At 61.8% G+C, this 21369-nt stretch carries 20 protein-coding genes; 13 read left to right on the forward strand and 7 right to left on the reverse strand.

The features are described from left to right. Positions 1-15: 15 nt before the first annotated feature. The 11 genes from adh (at position 16) to Q7V03_RS10285 (ending at position 13131) form a co-directional block, all read left to right on the forward strand. Positions 16-1533: an aldehyde dehydrogenase gene (gene adh / locus Q7V03_RS10235; protein WP_304925496.1), complete on the forward strand. Its 1518-nt coding sequence runs from the start codon at positions 16-18 to the stop codon at positions 1531-1533. Between the two features lie 51 nt (positions 1534-1584). Further along, a complete protein-coding gene (locus tag Q7V03_RS10240; protein ID WP_304925497.1) occupies positions 1585-1926 on the forward strand; it encodes a DUF779 domain-containing protein in 342 nt (113 codons plus the stop codon). A 219-nt stretch (positions 1927-2145) separates the two neighbouring features. Beyond that, a complete protein-coding gene (locus tag Q7V03_RS10245; protein ID WP_304925563.1) occupies positions 2146-3819 on the forward strand; it encodes a thiamine pyrophosphate-dependent enzyme in 1674 nt (557 codons plus the stop codon). Then, on the forward strand, positions 3816-5903 hold the full coding sequence (locus tag Q7V03_RS10250; RefSeq protein WP_304925498.1) for a hydantoinase/oxoprolinase family protein: 2088 nt from the start codon (positions 3816-3818) through the stop codon (positions 5901-5903). Before Q7V03_RS10245 ends, Q7V03_RS10250 begins: the two co-directional genes overlap by 4 nt. Next, positions 5900-7522, forward strand: a complete 1623-nt coding sequence (locus Q7V03_RS10255) for a hydantoinase B/oxoprolinase family protein (RefSeq protein WP_304925499.1) — start codon at positions 5900-5902, stop codon at positions 7520-7522. The genes Q7V03_RS10250 and Q7V03_RS10255 overlap by 4 nt, the downstream gene beginning before the upstream one ends. Beyond that, complete coding sequence (locus Q7V03_RS10260; protein WP_304925500.1) at positions 7519-8724, forward strand: pyridoxal phosphate-dependent aminotransferase; 1206 nt, start codon at positions 7519-7521, stop codon at positions 8722-8724. The genes Q7V03_RS10255 and Q7V03_RS10260 overlap by 4 nt, the downstream gene beginning before the upstream one ends. After that, positions 8721-9536, forward strand: a complete 816-nt coding sequence (locus Q7V03_RS10265) for an NAD(P)-dependent oxidoreductase (protein ID WP_304925501.1) — start codon at positions 8721-8723, stop codon at positions 9534-9536. The genes Q7V03_RS10260 and Q7V03_RS10265 overlap by 4 nt, the downstream gene beginning before the upstream one ends. Next, the gene (locus Q7V03_RS10270; protein ID WP_304925502.1) at positions 9533-10738 is read left to right on the forward strand and encodes an FAD-binding oxidoreductase; all 1206 of its coding nucleotides are present in this window, start codon (positions 9533-9535) and stop codon (positions 10736-10738) included. Before Q7V03_RS10265 ends, Q7V03_RS10270 begins: the two co-directional genes overlap by 4 nt. A gap of 4 nt (positions 10739-10742) precedes the next feature. After that, positions 10743-11654 carry a LysR substrate-binding domain-containing protein gene (locus Q7V03_RS10275; protein ID WP_304925503.1) on the forward strand — a complete coding sequence of 304 codons (912 nt, stop codon included), beginning with the start codon at positions 10743-10745 and terminating at the stop codon, positions 11652-11654. Positions 11655-11663: 9 nt separating this feature from the next. Then, positions 11664-12380 carry an SDR family oxidoreductase gene (locus tag Q7V03_RS10280; RefSeq protein ID WP_304925504.1) on the forward strand — a complete coding sequence of 239 codons (717 nt, stop codon included), beginning with the start codon at positions 11664-11666 and terminating at the stop codon, positions 12378-12380. 1 nt (position 12381) lies between these two features. Next, positions 12382-13131 carry an SDR family NAD(P)-dependent oxidoreductase gene (locus tag Q7V03_RS10285; protein ID WP_304925505.1) on the forward strand — a complete coding sequence of 250 codons (750 nt, stop codon included), beginning with the start codon at positions 12382-12384 and terminating at the stop codon, positions 13129-13131. Between the two features lie 5 nt (positions 13132-13136). Here Q7V03_RS10285 and Q7V03_RS10290 read toward each other — a convergent pair whose 3' ends face one another. The 6 genes from Q7V03_RS10290 to Q7V03_RS10315 are packed head-to-tail and all read right to left on the reverse strand — an operon-like array spanning position 13137 to position 18606. After that, the gene (locus Q7V03_RS10290; protein WP_304925506.1) at positions 13137-13901 is read right to left on the reverse strand and encodes a pyrroline-5-carboxylate reductase; all 765 of its coding nucleotides are present in this window, start codon (positions 13899-13901) and stop codon (positions 13137-13139) included. 16 nt (positions 13902-13917) lie between these two features. Next, complete coding sequence (locus tag Q7V03_RS10295) at positions 13918-14670, reverse strand: SDR family NAD(P)-dependent oxidoreductase (protein ID WP_304925507.1); 753 nt, start codon at positions 14668-14670, stop codon at positions 13918-13920. A gap of 9 nt (positions 14671-14679) precedes the next feature. After that, positions 14680-15447: an SDR family NAD(P)-dependent oxidoreductase gene (locus tag Q7V03_RS10300; RefSeq protein ID WP_304925508.1), complete on the reverse strand. Its 768-nt coding sequence runs from the start codon at positions 15445-15447 to the stop codon at positions 14680-14682. After that, positions 15444-16475, reverse strand: a complete 1032-nt coding sequence (locus Q7V03_RS10305) for a proline racemase family protein (RefSeq protein ID WP_304925509.1) — start codon at positions 16473-16475, stop codon at positions 15444-15446. The genes Q7V03_RS10300 and Q7V03_RS10305 overlap by 4 nt, the downstream gene beginning before the upstream one ends. A gap of 10 nt (positions 16476-16485) precedes the next feature. Next, complete coding sequence (locus Q7V03_RS10310) at positions 16486-17718, reverse strand: FAD-binding oxidoreductase (protein ID WP_304925510.1); 1233 nt, start codon at positions 17716-17718, stop codon at positions 16486-16488. Between the two features lie 3 nt (positions 17719-17721). Continuing rightward, on the reverse strand, positions 17722-18606 hold the full coding sequence (locus Q7V03_RS10315; RefSeq protein ID WP_304925511.1) for a dihydrodipicolinate synthase family protein: 885 nt from the start codon (positions 18604-18606) through the stop codon (positions 17722-17724). Between the two features lie 156 nt (positions 18607-18762). Here Q7V03_RS10315 and Q7V03_RS10320 point away from each other — a divergent pair, with 156 nt between their 5' ends. Both Q7V03_RS10320 and Q7V03_RS10325 read left to right on the forward strand, forming a co-directional pair. Continuing rightward, a complete protein-coding gene (locus tag Q7V03_RS10320; protein WP_304925512.1) occupies positions 18763-19476 on the forward strand; it encodes a GntR family transcriptional regulator in 714 nt (237 codons plus the stop codon). 63 nt (positions 19477-19539) lie between these two features. Continuing rightward, on the forward strand, positions 19540-20532 hold the full coding sequence (locus tag Q7V03_RS10325) for an MDR family oxidoreductase (protein ID WP_304925513.1): 993 nt from the start codon (positions 19540-19542) through the stop codon (positions 20530-20532). A gap of 105 nt (positions 20533-20637) precedes the next feature. On the opposite strand, the gene Q7V03_RS10330 is transcribed toward Q7V03_RS10325, so the two are convergent. Further along, positions 20638-21363 (reverse strand): UTRA domain-containing protein, encoded by a 726-nt coding sequence (locus Q7V03_RS10330; RefSeq protein WP_304925514.1) that lies wholly within the window; start codon positions 21361-21363, stop codon positions 20638-20640. Positions 21364-21369: the final 6 nt, after the last annotated feature.

Consider the following 21369-nt stretch of genomic DNA (forward strand, 5'->3'; position numbering starts at 1 on the left):
TGGGAGGACTTAGCAATGAATATGGTGGAACATTTCCGCACCTCTAAATCGCCATTCAAGGCGACCTACGGCAACTTTATCGGCGGCAAATGGGTGCCTGCCCAATCCGGCCGCACCTTCGACAACACCTCGCCGATCACCGGCGAAATAATCTGCAAAATCCCGCGCTCTGAGGCGGCGGATGTTGAGGCAGCCCTCGACGCCGCACACGCTGCCAAGACCGCTTGGGGCAATTCCTCGGTCGCCACCCGCGCGGTGATCCTGAACAAGATCGCCGACGTGATGGAGCAAAACCTTGGCCTGCTGGCTTTGGCCGAGACATGGGACAACGGCAAGCCGATCCGCGAAACCACCTATGCCGATCTGCCCTTGGCCATCGACCACTTCCGCTATTTCGCAGGCGCCATCCGCGCGCAGGAAGGCAGCCTGTCGGAAATCGACCACGACACCGTCGCCTACCACTTCCACGAACCCCTTGGCGTCGTTGGCCAGATCATCCCGTGGAATTTCCCGCTGCTGATGGCGGTCTGGAAACTGGCCCCGGCGCTGGCCGCAGGCAACTGCGTGGTGCTGAAACCTGCCGAGCAAACCCCGGCCTCGATCCTGATCTTCGCCGAACTGATCGCCGATCTGCTGCCGCCCGGCGTGTTGAACATCGTCAATGGCTTCGGGCTTGAAGCAGGCAAACCGCTGGCCTCCTCCAACCGCATAGCCAAGATCGCCTTCACCGGCGAGACCACCACTGGCCGCCTGATCATGCAATACGCCAGCCAAAACCTGATCCCGGTCACGCTGGAACTGGGCGGCAAATCCCCCAATATCTTCTTCAAAGACGTCTGCGCCGAGGATGACGATTACTTCGACAAAGCCATCGAAGGCTTCGTCATGTTCGCGCTGAACCAGGGCGAGGTCTGCACCTGCCCCAGCCGCGCCCTGATCCACGAGTCGATCTACGATCAATTCATGGAAAAAGCCCTGAAACGTGTGGCCGCGATCACAGCAGGCGACCCGCTTGATCCCACCACGATGATCGGCGCGCAGGCTTCCAGCGAACAGCTTGAGAAAATCCTGTCCTACATGGACATCGGCAAACAGGAAGGCGCACAAATTCTGGCAGGCGGTGCCCGGCGTGAGATGGAGGGTGGCCTTGCGGGCGGTTTCTACATGCAGCCCACCGTCTTCAAGGGCAACAACAAGATGCGGGTGTTTCAGGAAGAAATCTTTGGCCCGGTGGTTTCGGTCACCACCTTCAAGGATGACGACGAGGCGCTTTCGATTGCCAATGACACGCTCTACGGTCTGGGCGCTGGGGTGTGGAGCCGTTCGGCCAACACCTGCTACCGCTTTGGCCGTGCGGTTCAAGCAGGCCGGGTTTGGACCAACTGCTACCACGCCTATCCCGCCCATGCGGCCTTCGGCGGCTATAAGCAGTCGGGCATCGGGCGCGAAAACCACAAGATGATGCTGGACCACTACCAGCAGACGAAGAATATGTTGGTCAGCTACTCTCCCAAGAAGCTAGGCTTCTTCTGATCAACAGGGCGCGAGGTTCGCCTTGCGCCCACATTTTACCGGGAGGCTTCTATGACCGAAATTCTCGACAAAGTCACTGCCACGCCCGCGGCCTTGCAGCTGCTGGCCGAGATCGTCGCCGACCACGGCCCGGTGATGTTTCACCAATCGGGCGGCTGCTGTGATGGCTCGTCGCCGATGTGCTACCCGGTGGGGGATTTCCTGTTGGGCGACCGCGATGTCAAACTGGGCGAAATTGGTGGGATGCCGTTCTATATCTCGGGCAGCCAGTATGAACTGTGGAAGCACACTGATCTGATCATTGATGTCGTCAAGGGCCGCGGCGGGATGTTCAGTTTAGACAATGGCCGTGAGCAAAGGTTTTTGACACGGTCCGAGGTCTGCGCGATTTGATTGCACCAAGGTCCCAACTCGGGACCTTTTTTATAGTTGATAAATCAGATGGTTAGGGTGGACGTTTTAAGTCTTTGTTAAGACTTTCTTGCAGTCTACCATCGTTTTGATCCGGCGGCTTCGCATCGCCACGTCGGCATATAGACAAGTAAAACTTGCCCATCGCTTACACTTCTTGATTTCCCTTTGCCCCGCGCCAGCGCAGGATGCCCGCAAGTGATGAAGGGGCGGGCGATGCAAAACGGCGGGCAGATACTGGTTTCCTCTTTGGTGGCCTTGGGCGCATCCAAGGCCTTTGGCGTGCCCGGCGAAAGCTATCTCGCGGTTCTGGACGCCCTGCACGACACCCCAGGCCAGCTTGATTTCATCCTGTGCCGCAACGAAGGCGGTGCGGCGTTCATGGCCTCGGCCTACGGCAAGCTGACTGGAATCCCCGGCATTTGCATGGTCACACGTGGGCCGGGGGCGACCAATGCGTCGATCGGCGTGCACACCGCGATGCAGGATTCATCGCCGATGATCCTGTTTGTCGGCCAAGTCGGCACCGATATGAAGGGGCGCGAGGCGTTTCAGGAACTCGACTACCGCGCGGTATTCGGCACGATGGCGAAATGGGCGGTCGAGATTGATCGGGTTGAGCGTATCCCGGAAATTCTGGCGCGGGCTTGGGTGACGGCCACCACAGGCCGCCCCGGCCCGGTGGTGATCGCGCTGCCAGAGGATATGTTGACAAGCCTGACCGATACCCCGGCGCTGACCGCTCCCGCGCGTGTTGCAGAACCCGCACCCGCGCCCGAAACCGTTGCCGAAACGCTGGCCCTTCTGGCCGCAGCCTCGCGCCCGTTGATCCTGATGGGCGGCACCAACTGGACGGATACAGGCCGCACCGCCTTGCAGCATTTCGCCGAATCCTCCGACATTCCCGTGCTGGCGGCGTTTCGCTTCCAAGACCAGTTCGACAACTTCTCGCCCGTCTTTACAGGCGAGGCTGGCGTCGGGATGCTGCCCCATGCCAAAGCCCTGATCCGCAACGCCGATGTGATCCTTGCGATCAACGTCCGGTTTGGTGAAATGACAACCGACGGCTATACGCTGCTTTCCGTCCCGAACCCCGTGCAGCATTTGATCCATGTGCATGGCTCGGATCGCGAGATTGGCAAGATTTATCAACCGATCTTGGGCATCCACTCCGGCCCCAACGCCTTCGCCCGCGCCCTGACTTCGGTGCAAGGCGCATGGGCGGATTGGCGCAGCAAAGCCCGCACCGCCTATGACGCCAGCTTCACCACCCCCGCCCAGCCTTCCCCGGTGGATATGGCCGCAGTCACCGCCCATCTGCGCGACATTTTGCCGGAAGATGTGATCCTGACCAACGGGGCGGGCAATTTTACCGTCTGGCCGAATAAATTTTTCAAATTCGGAAAAAATGCCCGTCTGCTCGCGCCACAATCGGGTGCGATGGGTTACGGTGTGCCCGCCGCGATTGCCGCCAGGGTGGCATACCCTGCCCGCCGCGTGGTCTGCTTTGCCGGAGATGGCGATTTCCAGATGAACTGTCAGGAACTCGCCACCGCGATGCAAGCAGGCGCTCAGCCGATCATTCTGATCATAAACAACGGCATTTACGGCACCATTCGCGCGCATCAGGAACGCCATTATCCGGCGCGGGTGTCGGGGACGACGATGCTGAACCCCGACTTTTCCGCCCTCGCGCGCGCCTATGGTTTTCACGCCGAACGGGTGGAGCGCACCGAAGATTTTGCCGCCGCCTTCGCCCGGGCTTTGGCCTCGGGCACCGGTGCCGTGCTGGATCTGAACGTTTCGCCCGAAGCCATCACGCCGCACCAAACCCTGTCGCAACTGCGCGCCGCAGCGCAGGCGGCGCAGGCATGAACGCGCCCATTCGCTTGGGCGCCGATATCGGCGGCACTTTCACCGATATCGCGCTGGACTGTGGCGGGCGGATGTTCTCGACCAAGCTGCTGACCACCTACGCCGCCCCCGAGCAGGCGATTTTAGACGGCATCGACGTGGTGCTGGCCGAGGCTGAAATCACCCTTGCCGATCTGGATATCGTCATCCACGGCACCACTTTGGCGACCAATGCGTTGATCGAACGCCGGGGCGCAAAGACGGCGTTTGTGACCACCGAAGGCTTTCGGGATGTCATTGAAATGCGCACGGAAAACCGCTTTGCGCAGTATGATCTGAACATGGTCCTGCCCAAGCCCTTGATCCCGCGCGAGGATCGGTTTGCCATCAAGGGCCGCATCGGCGCGCAGGGTCAGGAACTTGCCGCGTTGGATGAGGCGGCGCTTGAGACGCTCGCCGATCAGATCACAGCGCAGGGCTTTGGCGCTGTGGCGATTGGCTTCATCCATTCCTACATGAACCCTGTGCACGAACAGCGCGCGCGCGAAATCATCGCTGCGAAAACCAGTGTTCCGATCAGCATTTCCAGCGAAGTTTCGCCACAGATGCGCGAGTTTGAACGGTTCAACACCGTCTGCGCCAATGCTTATGTCCGCCCGCAAATGGCGGATTATCTGACCCGCCTGCAAGCCCGCCTAAAAACCTTGGGTGCGACCTGCCCGGTGTTCATGATCCACTCGGGCGGTGGTTTGATTTCTGTGGAAACCGCTGCAGAATTCCCGGTGCGTTTGGTGGAAAGCGGGCCTGCGGGCGGTGCGATTTTCGCCGCCGACGTGGCGCAAAAGTTTGGCCTGCAAAAGGTCGTCAGCTATGACATGGGCGGCACCACGGCAAAGATTTGTCTGATCGAAGACTACGCCCCCAAAACCGCCCGCAGCTTTGAAGTCGCGCGCACCACCCGTTTCGCCAAAGGCTCGGGTATGCCGATTTCCATTCCGGTGATCGAGATGATTGAAATCGGCGCGGGCGGCGGATCTCTGGCTTGGGTCGATGCGACGGGGCGCATTCAGACCGGCCCGGAATCGGCGGGGTCAGAGCCGGGGCCTGCCTGCTACCAGCGCGGCGGCAGCCGTCCGGCGATCACCGATGCCGATCTGGTGCTGGGCAAGCTGGATGCCGAAAACTTCGCAGGCGGCGCGATCAGGCTTTCCACCGAAGCCGCACAGACAGCGATTTTGCGCAATGTGGGCGACAAGCTGGGTCTTGCGGCGGAAGCCGCCGCCTTCGGGATCTGCGAAGTGGTCGATGAGAATATGGCCAATGCTGCCCGTGTTCACGCCGTGGAAAACGGCAAGAACATCTCCGACAACGTGATGATCGCTTTTGGCGGGGCAGCCCCCCTGCACGCGGCCCGTCTGTGCGAAAAATTGGGCATTGAACGCTGTCTGATCCCGGTTGGCGCGGGTGTCGGCTCGGCCATCGGTTTCCTGAAAGCGCCGTTTGGCTACGAGGCTTTGGCCTCGAACATCCTCGCCCTGTCGGCGTTCAACGCGGCGGCAGTGAACGCCCTGATCGCAGGCTTGAAAGCCACCGCGACAGGCTTTGTGCGCGCAGGCACCAGCGCCCCGATCCACAGCGAAGTCACCGCCTTCATGCGCTATGTCGGGCAGGGCTGGGAAATTCCCGTCACCCTGCCGGACCGTAATTTCACCGATGCCGACGCCGAAATGCTGCGCAGCAATTTCTGCGAAAACTACGCCCGGTTTTTTGGCCGCGCGATCGCAGGCCTCGACGGGCTGGAAATTGAAATCGTCACATGGTCGGTCAAGTCGCAAGATCAGCGCGCCAAACCCGTCCAAATCGCGCTTTCCTTGGGCGGGGCGCAGGCCCAGCACAAGCTCTCACGCCCGGTGTTCGACCCGTCTCGGGGTGTGTTCGTAGCTACCGCGATCATAACCCGCAGCGACCTAACCCCCGGCGCGCGCGTCCAGGGCCCCGCGATAATCGTCGAACGCGAAACCTCCACCGTCGTCACCACCCCGTTCGATGTGGTGATGCAATCCGACGGCAGCCTGCTGCTGATCCGCAAGGGGGCCACAGCATGACTGATCCAACCCGCGATATTCGCATGCAAGTGATGTGGAACCGCCTGATTTCGGTGGTGGAAGAACAGGCGCTGACCCTGCTGCGCACCGCGTTTTCCACCTCTGTCCGCGAGGCCGGCGATCTGTCCGCCGGAGTCTTCGACCCACAGGGCCGGATGCTGGCGCAGGCGGTGACGGGAACCCCCGGCCATGTCAACACCATGGCCGAGGCGGTGCTGCATTTCATCGCCGAAATTGGTCGCGAAAACATGTTCGCGGGCGATACCTATGTGACCAATGACCCGTGGAAGGGCACCGGGCATCTGCATGATATCACGATGGTTTCGCCCTCGTTCCTGGGCGATGATCTGGTCGGCTTCTTCGCCTGTACCGCCCATGTCGTCGATGTTGGTGGCCGTGGATTTGGTGCCGATGCCAAATCGGTCTATGAGGAAGGCATCCAGATCCCGATCATGAAATTCGCCGATCGCGGCGTGGTCAATGCCGACCTGATCCGCCTGATCCGCGCCAATGTGCGCGAGGCCAATCAGGTGGTCGGTGATTTCTACTCGCTCGCCGGCTGCAACGATGTCGGCCACCGCCGCCTGATCGCGATGATGCAGGAAATCGGCCTGACCGCGCTCGATGCTTTAGCCGAGTTTATCTTCACCCGCACTTATGCCGCGACGTTGCAGCGCATCCGCGCGCTGCCGCAGGGCGCTTGGACGAACACGCTGCTGACCGATGGCTACGACACCCCCGTCAAATTGGCAGCCCAAGTGGCAATCAACGGCGATCAGGTCAACGTCGATTTCGCAGGCTCTGACCCCGCCAGCCGCTATGGCATCAACGTGCCGATCATCTACACCAAAGCCTATGCCTGCTACGCGCTGAAATGTGTGATTGCGCCGGATATCCCGAACAACTGGGCCTCGCTGGCCCTGTTCACCATCTCGTCGCCGGAAAACATCCTGAACGCCCCGCGCCCTGCGCCTGTCGCGGTGCGGCATGTCATCGGCCATCTGGTGCCCGATCTGGTGCTGGGCGCTTTGGCCAAAGCCCTGCCGGGGCAGGTGCTGGCCGAAGGCGCTGCGGCCCTGTGGAACATTCACATGTCGGTGCGCCCTGTCACTGGCACCACAGGCAAGCGCGCCGAAATCCTGATGTTCAACTCGGGCGGCATGGGCGCACGTCCCACGCGCGACGGGTTGTCGGCCACCGCTTTCCCCTCCGGCGTGATGACGATGCCGATTGAGGCGACCGAGCATACCGGCCCCATCGTGGTCTGGCGCAAGGAACTGCGGCCCGACTCGGGCGGCGATGGCCAGTATCGCGGCGGCCTCGGCCAGATCATCGAAATCGAACCCGCGCCGGGGTACGAATTCGACTTCTCGGCGATGTTTGATCGCGTCCACCACCCGGCAGCGGGCCGCGATGGCGGTGGGGCAGGGGCGGCGGGGATTGTGGCGCTGGACGATGGCACGCGGTTGAAGCCGAAAGGCTGGCAGCATGTGCCGCAGGGGCGACGGTTGATCCTTCATCTTCCCGGCGGCGGCGGTTACGGTGCGCCAGAAATGCGTTCAGCGGATGCGCAGGCAGAGGATATTCTGCGCGGCTATGTGACAGGGAATAAACCATGACTTACGTTGCAGATCGCTTGGCAGCGGTTAAACCCTCGGCCTCTATGGCGGTATCCATGGCCGCCAAGGCGTTGCGGGCGCAGGGCGTCGATGTGATCGACCTTGGCTTGGGCGAGCCGGATTTCCCAACCCCCCCCCACATCGTTGAGGCCGCCTTCAAGGCCGCCGCAGCGGGTGAAACCCTATATACCGCCTCCGCAGGCACCCCCACCCTGCGCGCTGCGATTGCCGAGAAATTCAAACGTGAGAACGGCCTAGACTACTTACAGGATGAAATCACCGTCGCCAACGGTGCCAAGCAGATCATCTTCAACGCTCTGCTCGCCACCCTCAACCCCGGCGACGAAGCCATCTTGCCGACCCCCTATTTCGTGTCCTACCCCGAGATGGTCAAACTCCTTGGCGGCGTGCCAGTCACCCCCGCTTGCCCCGCTGACACAGGTTTCCGCCTGACGCCCGAAGTGCTGCAAGCCGCGATCACCCCCCGCACCAAATGGCTGTTTCTGAACATGCCCGGCAACCCTTCTGGTGCGGTATACGCGGCCACAGAATTGCAAGCCTTGGGCGCAGTCCTCGCCCAACACCCACACATCCTGATCCTGTCCGATGAAATCTACGAACACATCCTGTTCGATGGCCGCACCTTCGTAAGCTTCGGCGCAGCCTGCCCCGATCTTCGCGACCGCAGCCTGATCGTCAACGGCGTGGCGAAAGCCTACGCGATGACCGGCTGGCGTATAGGCTATGCCGCAGGCCCCGCACCGCTCATCAAAGCCATGAACACCGTGCAAAGCCAATCCGTCACCTCGGTCGCGGCCCCGATGCAAGCCGCCGCCCTCGCCGCCCTGAACGGCCCGCAAGACTGCATCGCCCAGTTCCGCGCAGCATTTGAGCGTCGCCGCGATCTCGTCGTCGCAGGCATCGCCACCATTCCCGGCCTCACCCTTGCCCCGCCCGAAGGCGCATTCTACGCCTATATCGGTTGCGCCGCGCTGATCGGAAAACGCACGGCCAAAGGCGAAACCCTCACCGACGATACCGCCGTCACCCAATACCTGCTGACCAGTGGCGTCGCCGCCGTCCCCGGCACCGCCTATGGCCTCTCACCCTTCTTCCGCATCTCCACCGCCACCTCTGACGCGGTGTTGACCGAGGCCATCGCCCGCATCAAAGCAGCCGTCGCGGCGCTGGAGCCGAAATGACCCCGCGCTTTGACTCCATCCTGATCACGGGTGCTGCGGGCCGCTTGGGCACCGAATTGCGCCGGGGTCTGGCCCCTTTGGCGCGCCGCCTGCGCCTCTCCGACATCACCGAAATCCAAAACCTGCAACCCAACGAAGACGCCATAATCTGCGATCTGGCGGACGAATCCGCAATCCTATCCCTCACCCAAGGTGTTGATGCGATTGTGCATTTCGGCGGCATCCCGATGGAGCGCACCTGGGATAGCATCCTGAACGCCAACATTCGCGGCAGCTACCACATCTACGAAGGCGCGCGCAAAGCCGGCGTCAAGCGCGTGATCTACGCCTCCTCTGTCCACGCCATCGGCTATCATGATCTCGAATCCCAGATCGACGCCAACGCACCGCACCGCCCGGATGGCCTTTACGGCCTGTCGAAGTGCTTTGTCGAAGATCTGGGCCGCCTTTACTGGGACAAATTCGGCATTGAAACCGCCGCCCTGCGCATCTTTTCCTCCTTCCCCGAACCACAAGACCGCCGCATGCTGTGGTCCTACCTGTCCTTCGACGATTGCATCCGCCTTGTCACCGCTGCCCTGACCGCCCCGCGCATAGGTTTCACCGTCAGTTTTGGGATGTCGGATAACACCGTCAAACCCGTCGACAACCGCCTTGCAGCCCACCTTGGCTATCAGGCAAAAGACACTTCCGAGCCCTTCCGCGCAGGCGTAGAAGCGCGCAGCGATCCGCCCGACCCAAAAGCGCCTGCGGTGCGGCATTTGGGCGGCTGGTTTGTAGATCTGGGACACCCCGACGAGGATACGAAATGAAGACGCAGTATGATGTGGTGATTGTGGGCGGCGCAGTAATCGGCTCTGCCGTCGCGTATTTCCTGATGGCGAACCCCGATTTCGATGGATCGGTGTTGGTGGTGGAGCGTGACCCGACCTATGCCAAAGCCTCGACCTCGCTGTCGGCAGCCTCGATCCGCACCCAGTTTTCCAACGCGATCAACGTCAAGATCAGCCAGTTCGGCTATCAATTCATCAAAGATTTCCCCGAAACCATGCAGGTCGGCGATGACAAGCCCGACCTGAATTTCCACTCGGGCGGCTACCTGTATCTTGCAGGCACCTCTGAGCAGGAACAAATCCTGCGCGAAAGCCACGAGGTGCAGCGCGCCTGCGGGGCTGATACCGTGCTGTGGGATCAAAACCAACTGGCGACAGCCTTTCCGCATCTGAATGTCGAAGACATCCGCCTCGCGTCCTACGGCCAATCCGGTGAAGGCTGGTTCAACAACACTGGCATTATGTCCGGGTTTCGCAACAAAGCCCGCGCCTTGGGGGCCGAAGTCATCTCCGATGAGGTCACAGCCATTGGCCGCACGGGCGATACGATAACCTCTGTCACCCTCAAATCCGGTGCCACTCTTCAGGCGGGCACGGTGGTAAACGCCTCTGGCCCCCGCGCCGCCCTCACAGCCCGCATGGCTGGCCTCGACGTGCCCGTAGAACCCCGCAAACGCACCCTGTTCGTGTTCGATTGCGCCAAAACCCCCGAAGGCAGCGCCACCGTCAACCAAGGCCGCCTGCCGCTGATGATCGACCCCTCCGGCGTATTCTGCCGCCCCGAAGGCCGCTTCTTTTTGACCGGAGCCGTCCCCATCGAAGATCCCGCCGTCGATTGGGACGATTTCGAACCGCGTTATGAGGAATTCGAAGACATCATCTGGCCCGCGCTGGCCAACCGCGCGCAGGGGTTTGAGGCGATTAAAGTCGTCAATCAATGGGCGGGTCACTACGATTTCAACACCCTCGATCATAACCTGATCGTCGGTCGCCACCCAGACGTGCGCAACTTTGTCTTCGCCAACGGCTTCTCGGGCCACGGGTTGCAACAAGGCCCTGCCGCAGGCCGTGCTGTGTCCGAACTGATCATCTACGGCGGCTACCGCACGCTGGATATGTCCGAAGTCGGCTTTGAGCGCATTGTTGAGAACCGCCCCTTCCTCGAAAAAGCGATCATTTAAACAAATGAACCGCCCGCCGCGCCTTCCCCCCCTGAACGCGCTGCGGGTGTTTCAAACCGTGATGCGCCACCGCAGCTTTCGCGGTGCGGCGGATGAGCTGACCGTCACCCCGCAAGCCGTCAGCCAGCAAATCAAACTGTTGGAGGACACGCTCGCGCTGGAATTGTTCACCCGCCAAGGCCGCGCCATCGAGCCAACCGAGCAAGCCATCCTGCTCGCCCATTACATCCAAGCAGGTTTCGATGAATTTGCCGAAGGCATCCGTCGCGTCACCAAATTGGGCCAGCGCAACCGCATCAATCTGAACGCCAGCCCGTATTTTGCCACCCGCTTTCTGCTGGATCGCCTGTCAAACTTTCGCGCCATCATGCCGGGGGCCGACCTGCGCTTGACCACCATGGTCGAACTGCCCGATTTCATCGCCGATGATGTCGACGTGGCGATCCAATGGGGCTTCGGCGCTTGGAGCAATCACGAGCAGACACTTCTACTACGAGACATCAAGGTGATCTGCTGCACCCCCGCCCTTGCCGCCAAACTCCATACCCCCAATGATCTGCGCAACCTTCCCCTGCTGCACTCTGTCCTCGCCGACCTCTGGACCCCGGTTCTCGCCCATCTGAACGTCTCAGGTGCCCCGCAAGACAGCGCCTTGCGCTTCCAAGACGCCGCCACCATGCGCCGCGCGACTTTGGCGGGGCTGGGCGTCGGCCTGCTGTCCACCATCGACGCCGAAGAAGACCTCGCCTCGGGTAAACTGGTCGCCCCCTTTGGCCTCAACATCATGGCCGAGATGCCCCAAGCCCAGATCCCCGGCTTCTATCTGGTGCTGCCGAAAGCCCACCGCCGCGTCAAATCCATTGCCGCGTTTTGTGATTGGGTGGCGCACGAAAATTGGGCCATGCCCGTTGTTTAAGGAGCCGACATGGCACAAGCCCTCGTCACAGGCGCGACCAGCGGCATAGGCCGCGCAATCGCCATAGCCTTGCACACCGCAGGCCATGAAGTCGTGGCTTTGGGCCGCAACGCGCAGGCCTTGGCCGAACTGTCCGCACTGGGCCTGCAAACCCGGCAGCTTGATCTGACCGACCCGGCGGGCCTTGCCACCCTGGCCGACCTTACCCCCGATATTCTGGTCAATAACGCAGGCCTAATGCCGCCCTTGGGCAATTTCTGCGACGCCGACCCCGCCGACATGGATCAAGCGATCAACACCAACTTGCGCGCGCCTCTCGCCCTGACCCGCGCCATAGCCCCCGGAATGCGCGCGCGCGGCCACGGCCATATCTTCTTCACCGGATCGACCGCAGGCCACGCCCCCTTCGCCAATCTGGCGGTCTATTGCGCCACCAAAGCGGCCATCGGCGGCTTCGCCCAAGCCCTGCGGCTCGACATGGCCCCGCACAACGTCCGCGTCACCGAAATCGTCGCGGGGCGGGTGGAAACCAGCCTTTACAACGCCCTGCTTCCGGCCGAGGCCCGTGCGGCGATGTACGCAGGCAACGCCGCCGTACAGCCCGAAGACGTGGCCGCGATGCTGCTGGCGGTGCTCGCCCTGCCGCAATCCGTCGATGTCGCGCGGTTTGATATTCTTCCCACCTATCAAGGGGTCGCCACAGGCACCCCAAAGAAAGAGGCTTAAGATGAAGGGTTTATCGGTTGTAATCATCGGCGGCGGCGCAGGCTTGGGCGCGCTGCTGGCCGAAATGGCGGTGGCCGAGGGGGCTTCCGCCTTGGGCATCATCGACCTGAACGCCAGCGCCGCCGAAGCCGCCTTGGCCCCCGCCCGCGCCGCTGGCATCCCCCACGCCTTCGCTGCCTGCGACATCCGCACCTCCGATGCCGCCCACGCTGCCTTCGCCCAAGTCGCCGCCAGTTTGGGCCGTGTCGATACCCTGATCAACTCTGCCGCGATCTATCCGCGCAAACCGATCCTGGAAATCAGCGATGCCGATTGGGATGCCTCAAACGCCATCAACGTCAAAGGCACCTATCACATGATGGTCGCCGCCATCCGCCAGATGAAGCGCCAAGACCAGATCGGCCATATCCGCGGCCGCATCGTCAACATCACCTCGGTCGATGCCTTCAAAGCCCACCCGCAAAACGCCCATTATGCGGCGACCAAAGCGGCGGTGGTGTCCTTGACCAAAAGCATGGCGCAAGAGGTTGCCCCCGATGGCATCCTCGTCAACTCCGTCGCTCCCGCAGGTATGGCCACCGAAAAAGCCCGCGAGTCGGGTTTCTTAGCCGAGCTTGCCAAAGCCAGTCCGCTGGGGCGTGGCGGAGAGCCACGCGAAATGGCTGAATGGGTGCTGATGGCAGGCGGTCCGCGCAACACCTATATGACCGGCGAGAACATCATCGTCTCGGGCGGCTATATCTACGCTTGAAGGATTTACGCCCAACCCTGCACGCGGTTGAAGGCTGCCGTCAAAGCGGCCTCCATCGCCGCCCCGCCGCCACCTTGCACGAAGCGTTGAAAAATCATTTCGTTTAACCCGCCCTTGGTTGAATGATCTTCCCGCAACTGCGCCAACGCGGCGGGCTTTTCGCGCAACACATCGCCCAAACTGCCAAACAATCCGCGCAAATACCGCGCCGCATCCGCCTCGGAAAGCCCCTGCGCCACCATCCAGGCGCAGGCCTTCTCCAGCAAACCAAAATAGCTGCCCATCAAGGCACTTCCCGCCGCATAGGCATCATAGGCCGCTAGGTCATGTACCGGCAAAGCCGTGCCCAAAGCCGCGAAAATCTGCATCGCGGCGGGCTGTGGCGGGAACACCGGGGTCACCCCCTGATGCCGTTCCACAAACGGCAAAGGGATCGCGCGGCAGATATCCTGCGCCCCGGTCCAATCGGCCAAGGTCGCGATATGCAGCCCCGCGATCAGGCTGACCACCGGGCGCGTGGGCGGGATAGCCAAAGGCCGGATCACCGCCTCGGCCACCTGCGGACGCACGGCAAGGATCAGCAAATCGCACGCATCGACCACCGCCTGATTGCTTGCGGCCACCGTCACCCGCGGCAACAAAGCCAGTTCCGCCGCCACCGCCTCATTGCGCGAAGACAGCACAATCGGCCACTCCGCCAGCGCCGAGGCCTTCAGCCCCCGCACCATATGCGCAGTGATCGTGCCGGTGCCAATAAACCCTAACCGCATCATTCCCCCGTAAGCCCTAAGCGACCGCCTGCGCCCCGGTGATTTCCACCAAAGACCCGCACATGAACGCCGCCTCATCCGAGGCCAGAAACGCCACCAAGGCCGCGACTTCCTCTGGCCGTCCAATCCGGCCATAAGGCACCATCCGGTCCAGATCGGCAATCGTGCGACCCGCGCGTTTCACCCCCGCCTCCAGCATCGGCGTGTGAATTTCACCGGGGCAGACCGCATTGACGCGTACTTTCTGCGCTGCATAGTCCCGCGCAAGGTTCTGGGTGAAACTTGCCACCGCCGCTTTGGTGACGTTATAGGCGATGTGGTTTGGCGCGGGGTGCAAACCCCATTGTGAAGCGGTGTTCACAATCGCCCCACCCCCTGCCGCGATCATATGCGGCAAGGCGGCTTGGCACAGATGAAACATCGCGTCGATGTTGATGGCAAAGGAAATATTCCAATCCTCCGCCGTCAGCGACAGCAGGTTGCCGCGTCGATTTACCCCGGCATTGTTGCACAACACATCAATCCGCGCCTCAACCGCCATCACATCGGCAATCACTGCGCGACACCCCTCAACCGTGCCAATATCCGCCGCAAAGCTGCGCGCGCGACCGCCAGCGCCCCGGATGTCAGCAGCGGTTTTCTCGGCCCCTTCGGCATTCACATCCGTCACCACCACCAACGCCCGTTCAGACGCAAACCGCTGGCAAATCGCCGAGCCAATGCCGCCGGCCGCCCCCGTCACCACCACCACTTTGTCTTGAAACCGCATCCCGTCCCCCTAGCGCAAATAACTGCCGCCGTTCACATCCAGCACCGCCCCGTTCAATGACGCCTGCGACGGCCGCAGCACAAAAGCCACCAACGCGCCAATCTCCGCCGCCTCTGCCATCGCGCCAATCGGGATGCCGCTTAAAGCCGCCGCCTCGCCATGCTGGGCGATAAACGCTTCCGCCATATCCGTTCGCACCCAGCCCGGCGCAATCGCCACCGCCGTGATCGCCTCGGCCCCATAACTTTGCGCCACCGATTTCGTCAGGTTGATCAGCGCGGCTTTGCTCGCCCCATAAGCCATCGCGTTAGCGGCATAGCCGCGCTGCCCGGCCCGGCTGGCCATATTCACAATGCGCCCGCTGCCCTGCGCCCGAAAGTGCGGGATCGCCGCTTTTGTCAGATCAACGGCAGCAAAGAAATTCACCCGAAACTCGCGCTCCCACACCGCCTGCCAGTGATCCAACGGCGCATCGACCGCCACTTCAGACCGGATGCCAGCATTGTTCACCAAGCCATGCAACCGCCCCGCCAAAGCCTGCGCCTGATCCCAAAGCGCGGTTGCCGCTTCCGGCTCCGCCAAATCTGCCCCCACGCACCAACCCGCGCCGCCGATCTGCGCCAGCAGTGCCTTGGCGGCGGCATGATTGCGCCCGTAGTGGATCACCACCCGCGCCCCCTCCGCGACCAAGGCCGCGCAAATCGCCTGCCCAATCGCCCCGGTCGCGCCCGTCACCAGCACATTGCGCCCCGCCAGACTCTGCCCCGCCAACGTCATAGCGCCCCCACTTGCGAGCCCCAAGTATCCGACAGCGCGAAACCGCGCGCAAAAGGATCATCCGCACTCATCCGCAACTGCTCGCGTCCATAAACCCAGCCCTGCCCGGTGATGCGCGGCAGCACGGCGCGACGGTTGCCCACCACCGCCTCACCAATCGCTTCCGCCGTAAACGTCCCGCCGATGATCGAGCGGGAGACCCGCACATCGCCCACTACCACCTCACTGCGCGCGAACATCACCGCCAAATTCGCCGAAGACCCGGTGCCACAAGGCGAGCGATCCACCCGCCCCGGTTTCAAAGTGGTGCAGGTGCGGATCGTCCCATCAGCTTCCTTCGAACGAAACATCACATAGGCCACATCATCCAAGCCCGGAATATCCGGGTGGCTGACCGCAATCTGGCCCTGCAAATCCGCCTTGATCGCAATCCCCGCCTCGGCCAGCGCGCGGGCATTGTCCGGCACAATCGCAAGCCCAACCTGATCGGCGTCAACCAACGCATAAAACACCCCGCCAAAGGCGATATCGGCGCGGATCACGCCGAAATCGGTGGTCTTCACCTCGGCATCCAAGGCCAGCACAAAGGCCGGAACATTGTCCAAACTCACCGACACACAGCGCCCATTCTCACACCGCGCTCGCGCCACGATCAGCCCCGCCGCCGTATCCAGCCGCACCACCGTCTCGGGCTCCACCATCGCCACCCGCCCGCTTTCCAGCAAAGCCGTCACCACGCAAATGCAGTTGCTGCCTGACATCGGATGCGCCCGGTCCGGTTGCAGCACGATGAACGCCGCATCGGCATCCGGGCGCGTTGGCGGCAGCAGCAGATTGGTGCTCATCGCGACGCCCGCGCGCGGCTCGAACGTCACAAAGCGACGCAAACTATCATCTACCGTGTTGATATAGTTCATCTTATCTAAGATCGTCGCCCCCGGAATCTCAGGCGCGCCGCCGACGATCACCTTGCCGATTTCACCCTGCGCATGGACCAGCAGCAGATCAAGCGTGTGTTCAAACTGCATGTTCAGCCTTTCAAAAGCGGTTAATGCGATAGGGGTGCAGGTCAATCTCTGGCCGCCCCCCAGTGATCAGATCGCCCATCAGCCGCGCCGTGGTCGCGGCATAAGTCAGCCCCAGATGGCCATGCCCCACCGCGTAAAACACACCGCGCACCTTGGCCGAGACGGATATAATCGGCACCGTATCGGGCAGGGCAGGGCGATGCCCCATCCACTCGGTAAACTCCGCGCAGGCCAGTCCCGGCAGCGCCGTTTGCGCCCGTCGCACCGTCACTTTCGCGCGTCTGTAATCCGGCGGCGCATCCAAGCCCGCCATTTCCACCGTGCCGCCCACCCGAATACCGCCCGCCGTCGGCGTCACCATGAACGCCCGCGCAGGCCAGATGATCGAGTGCTGCATCGTGATGCCCGGCGCCATGATCTGCGTGTGATAGCCGCGCTCGGTTTCCAGCGGGATAGGCTCGTCCAGCAACTTCGATAGCCTGCTCGAGAACGCCCCCGCACAGATCACCACCTCATCCGCCGCAATCTCGCGCCCATCCGCCAGCTTGACCGCTGTAATCTGGTCACTGCGCGCAAACCCCACCACGTCGCCCCGCTCATTGTGCCCGCCCAAAGCGACAAATCGCTCCGCCAAGGCCAGCACCAGCTTATACGGATCTTTCATCGAGCGGTTGTCGGGAAACCGCACCGCCATGCCGATCTTGTCCGACAAAGCAGGCTCCAACGCCCGCGCGGCAGCACCGTCGATCACCTCGTGCGCAAAGCCAAATCGTTCAAGAATTTCGATATGTTCGCGGTCGGCTTTGAACTCTGCCGCATCGGTGTACAGCGACAAACACCCCTGTTCGCTGATCTGATCCTCAAGCTCGGTCTCGCGCAGCAAATCCAGCGTATCCGCCAGCGCCCGCCCACACAAAGCTGCCCCCTGCGCCTCTAACGCCCGCAACTTGGCAGGCCGAGACGCCGCAATGAACCGCAAGAACCACGGCACCAAGCGGGGCATATAGCTGGGCCGCACCCGCACCGGGCCTTCCGGGTCCAGCATCCACCCCGGTATTTGCCGCCAGACCGAGGGGCGCGAGGCGGGCATAAACTCGGTCACCGCAATCGAGGCCATATTGCCAAAAGACGCGCCCTTGCCCGGCGCGTCGCGGTCCAGCAAAACCACCGACCGACCGCGCTTTTGCAGATCATACGCAATCGCGGTGCCGATGATGCCTGCGCCAATGACAACCGTGACCATGGCCTATTTCCAGTTGATAATCGGCTGCATCGCGGCCGCGAAATCCGCCTTTTCTTCGGGCGTCAGCGGGCCAAGCGGCATCCGACATTCCCCAACCGGAACCCCCTGCAATGCGCAGCCGTATTTCAGCTTCTGCACAAACTTACCCGACTCAAGAATGTTCATCGCGGTATACAGCGTCGCCATCTGGGCCTTGGCCTTGATCAAATCGCCCGAGCGATAAGTGCGGTCCAGATCACACACCGCCTGCGCCATGCAATTCGCAGGCCCGCAAATCCATGAATCCGCGCCCCAGAACATGAAATCCAACGCAATATCGTCCGACCCTGACACCAGCTGAATCCGCCCCTCATACCGCGTCGCAATGCCAATCGCGCGCTGCAACGAGCCCGAGCTTTCCTTGATCCCGATCACCCGCGGATGGTCGGCCAAAGCGTCCAAAACCTCCCAGCCCAACTCCACCCCATCCTTGTCGGGATAAGAATACAGCACGATATTCACATCCACCGCATCCAAAACGGCATTGAAATGCTTGATCAACTCGGCCTGCGTCGGCTTGGTGTAAAACGGCGTCGCCAGCAAAACTGTGTCATAGCCCAATGCTTTGGCGCGCTTGGTGTTGGCGATCACCCCCGCAGTATGCGGTGCATTGGTGCCTGCAATCAACGTCTCTTCTGGCCGCGCAAACGCCTTCACAAACGCCAGCACCTCCTCACGTTCCGCATCCGACATCAGGTTATATTCGCCCGACGACCCGCACGGCACCCAACCCGTCACCCCCGCCGCGCGCAACCCCTCAAGATGGGTTTTGAACGCGACAAAGTCGATCTGCCCCACCGCATCAAACGGCGTGACCAAGGCGGGCATGACGCCAGAAAGTTTCAGCATAAGACATCCTTTGCAAACGAATCGAGACCGCAATCGATGCGCGGCGCTGGCCCAATTCATGGCGACAGCGTGCCGACACGTCAAATCAAAAATAATCTGTGTCGACACCAAGCCCCTGAAACGCTATCGCTCAACAAACCACCGAAGGCTGCCCCAATGGATGAAATCGAGATCAAACGCGCCAAGGGCACCGGCGCGAAATTCGCCTATGAGACGATCCGCGATGAAATCCTGTCGCTGGCGCTGCGGCCCGGTGCGCTGCTGGATGAAACCTCGCTGGCCGAACGCTTTGCCATGTCACGCTCGCCGGTGCGCGAAGCCCTGATCCGGCTGGCGGGCGAAGATCTGGTGGTGATGCTGGCCAACCGCTCCACCATCGTCGCGCCGATTGATGTGACCAGCTTTCCGAAATACATCGAAGCGCTGGACATTGCGCAACGGATGAACACGCGTTTGGCGGCTGAATTGCGCACCGACGCCGATCTGCAAGCCATCGCCCAGCGGCAAAAGGAATTTGTCGCAGCGGTGAAGACGGGCGATCATCTGGCCATGTCCGAGGGCAATAAACTGTTCCACATGGCCGTGGCCGAGGCAGGCAAAAACCCCTATCTGACCGCCTTTTACGAACGCCTGCTCGACCAAGGTCGCCGCATGTTACATCTGCATTTTCAATACATTGAGCGCACTCATGACGGCTATCTGTTGACCGACGAGCATGTCGAAATGCTGGAAGCCATCCGCGCCCGTGACATCAACCGCGCCGATGCCTTGGCCGCAGCCCACACCCGGCAATACCGCGACAACTTCCTGACCTTCATGCGGGAAAACTACTCGGCCGCAATGCCGCTGGGCGCGCCCAACGCGGCTTGACGCCAGCGCCGTCCTGGTGTCGCATCCCCGCAAGGCCGGATTGGCCATAGCAAAGGACCGCAGATGACGTTCAAAGCACTGGTTATCGAAAAAGACGCCGCAGGCGCGACCCATGCCGCCGTGAAAGACCTGACTTTGGCCGACCTGCCGCGCAGCGAGGTTCTGGTGGCTGTCGAGTATTCCACGGTGAACTACAAAGACGGCCTGTGCATGGATGCAGGCGGTGGCATGGTGCGCAGTTACCCACATGTACCGGGGATTGATTTTGCAGGCACGGTCGAGGTGTCGGAAGATCCCCGCTACAAACCCGGCGATAAAGTGGTGCTGACCGGCTGGCGGGTGGGCGAATCCCATTGGGGCGGCTACGCCCAAAAAGCCCGCGTCAAAGCCGATTGGCTGGTGCCCTTGCCGCAGGGCCTGACCACGCGGGCGGCAATGGCTGTCGGCACGGCGGGCCTGACCGCGATGCTGGCGGTGATGGCTTTGGAAACCCACGGGCTTAAACCGGGGCAGGGGCCCGTGCTGGTGACGGGCGCGGCGGGCGGTGTCGGCTCGGTCGCCGTCACCATCCTTGCGCATCTGGGATATGAGGTGGCCGCCGTGACCGGGCGGCCCGAAACGGAAGCCTATCTGCGGGCCTTGGGTGCTGCCCAAATCATCCCACGCGATCAAATCAATGAGGTCGTCAAGCGCCCGTTGGAAACTGAAATCTGGTCCGGTTGCATTGATGCCGTCGGCGGTGCGATGCTTGCCCGTGTGCTGGGCCAGTTGAAATACGGCGCGTCGATTGCGGCGGTGGGTTTGGCGGGCGGATCGCAACTGCCTGCCAGCGTGATCCCGTTCCTTTTGCGCGGCGTCAATCTACTGGGCATTGATTCCGTGCTGCAACCCTACGCCAACCGCCAAACTGCTTGGGCACGCATCGCCACCGATCTGCCGCTGGATAAGCTTGATGCGATGGTGACGATGGCGACCCTCGCCGATCTGCCGCGCCTTGGCGTCGAAATTCTGGCAGGCCAGATCAAGGGCCGCTGCGTGATTGATGTGAATGCCTAAAGCCGATTTCGCCGGATTTTCTACCATATATAGTAGAAAATCGGCGAAAACCTTGCGCTACATACAAGTCTTTCCCAGCTGGGAATACATTGCACCAATGCCGCCTTAATACCGCGTCGTCATCCGGTAGCCGCGCCGATGCGCCAGCGTCACCAGCGTCACGGCGGCGTTTTGCCACCATGTTGCACGCTCGACACAAAACACCGGATCGCCCAAGGCGTGATCCAGATGCGCCACCATCCCCGCATCCGCCGCCTGCGCCAGAAAGCTGATCTCTACTTCCGAAAACGGCACGGTGGCGACCAGCCATTCGTTTGGCCCCGACTCCGTGAAATCCTGCTGCAAAGCCTGCGGCAAAGCCCCGGCGTTGATCCAGCGATCCTCCAGCTGAAACGCCACCCCATCGGCAAAGTGCAAACACAGCAGATGGACCACGTGGGCGCGCGCCTTCAGCCCCATCCGAAGCCGCAGCCACTCCGGGGCCACAACCACCGCGCTGCTGACCAGTTGATAGCCATAAACCGCTCCGGTTTTCTCAATCTCAGCCCGTACCACCGGCATCTCAAACCGCGCCTGCCTAATCGGTGCCATCCGCACCCGCGTTCCCGCCTTACGCTTGCGATCCAGAAACCCCAGCTCTGACACTTCGCGCAACGCCCGGTTCATCGTGGTGCGTGAACAGCCGAATGCTTCGGCCAGTTCGACCTCACCGGGCAGCAAAGTGCCCGGCCCCCAAGGCCCTTCGGTGATGCGCTGCACGATCTCGGCCATCACCTCGCGGAAGGTTGTGGTCTCGGTCTTGGCAGTCCCGGTCCTTGTAATATCTGGCATGCTGGC

The organism is Cypionkella sp. (genome assembly GCF_030652235.1).
Lineage (GTDB): Bacteria > Pseudomonadota > Alphaproteobacteria > Rhodobacterales > Rhodobacteraceae > Cypionkella.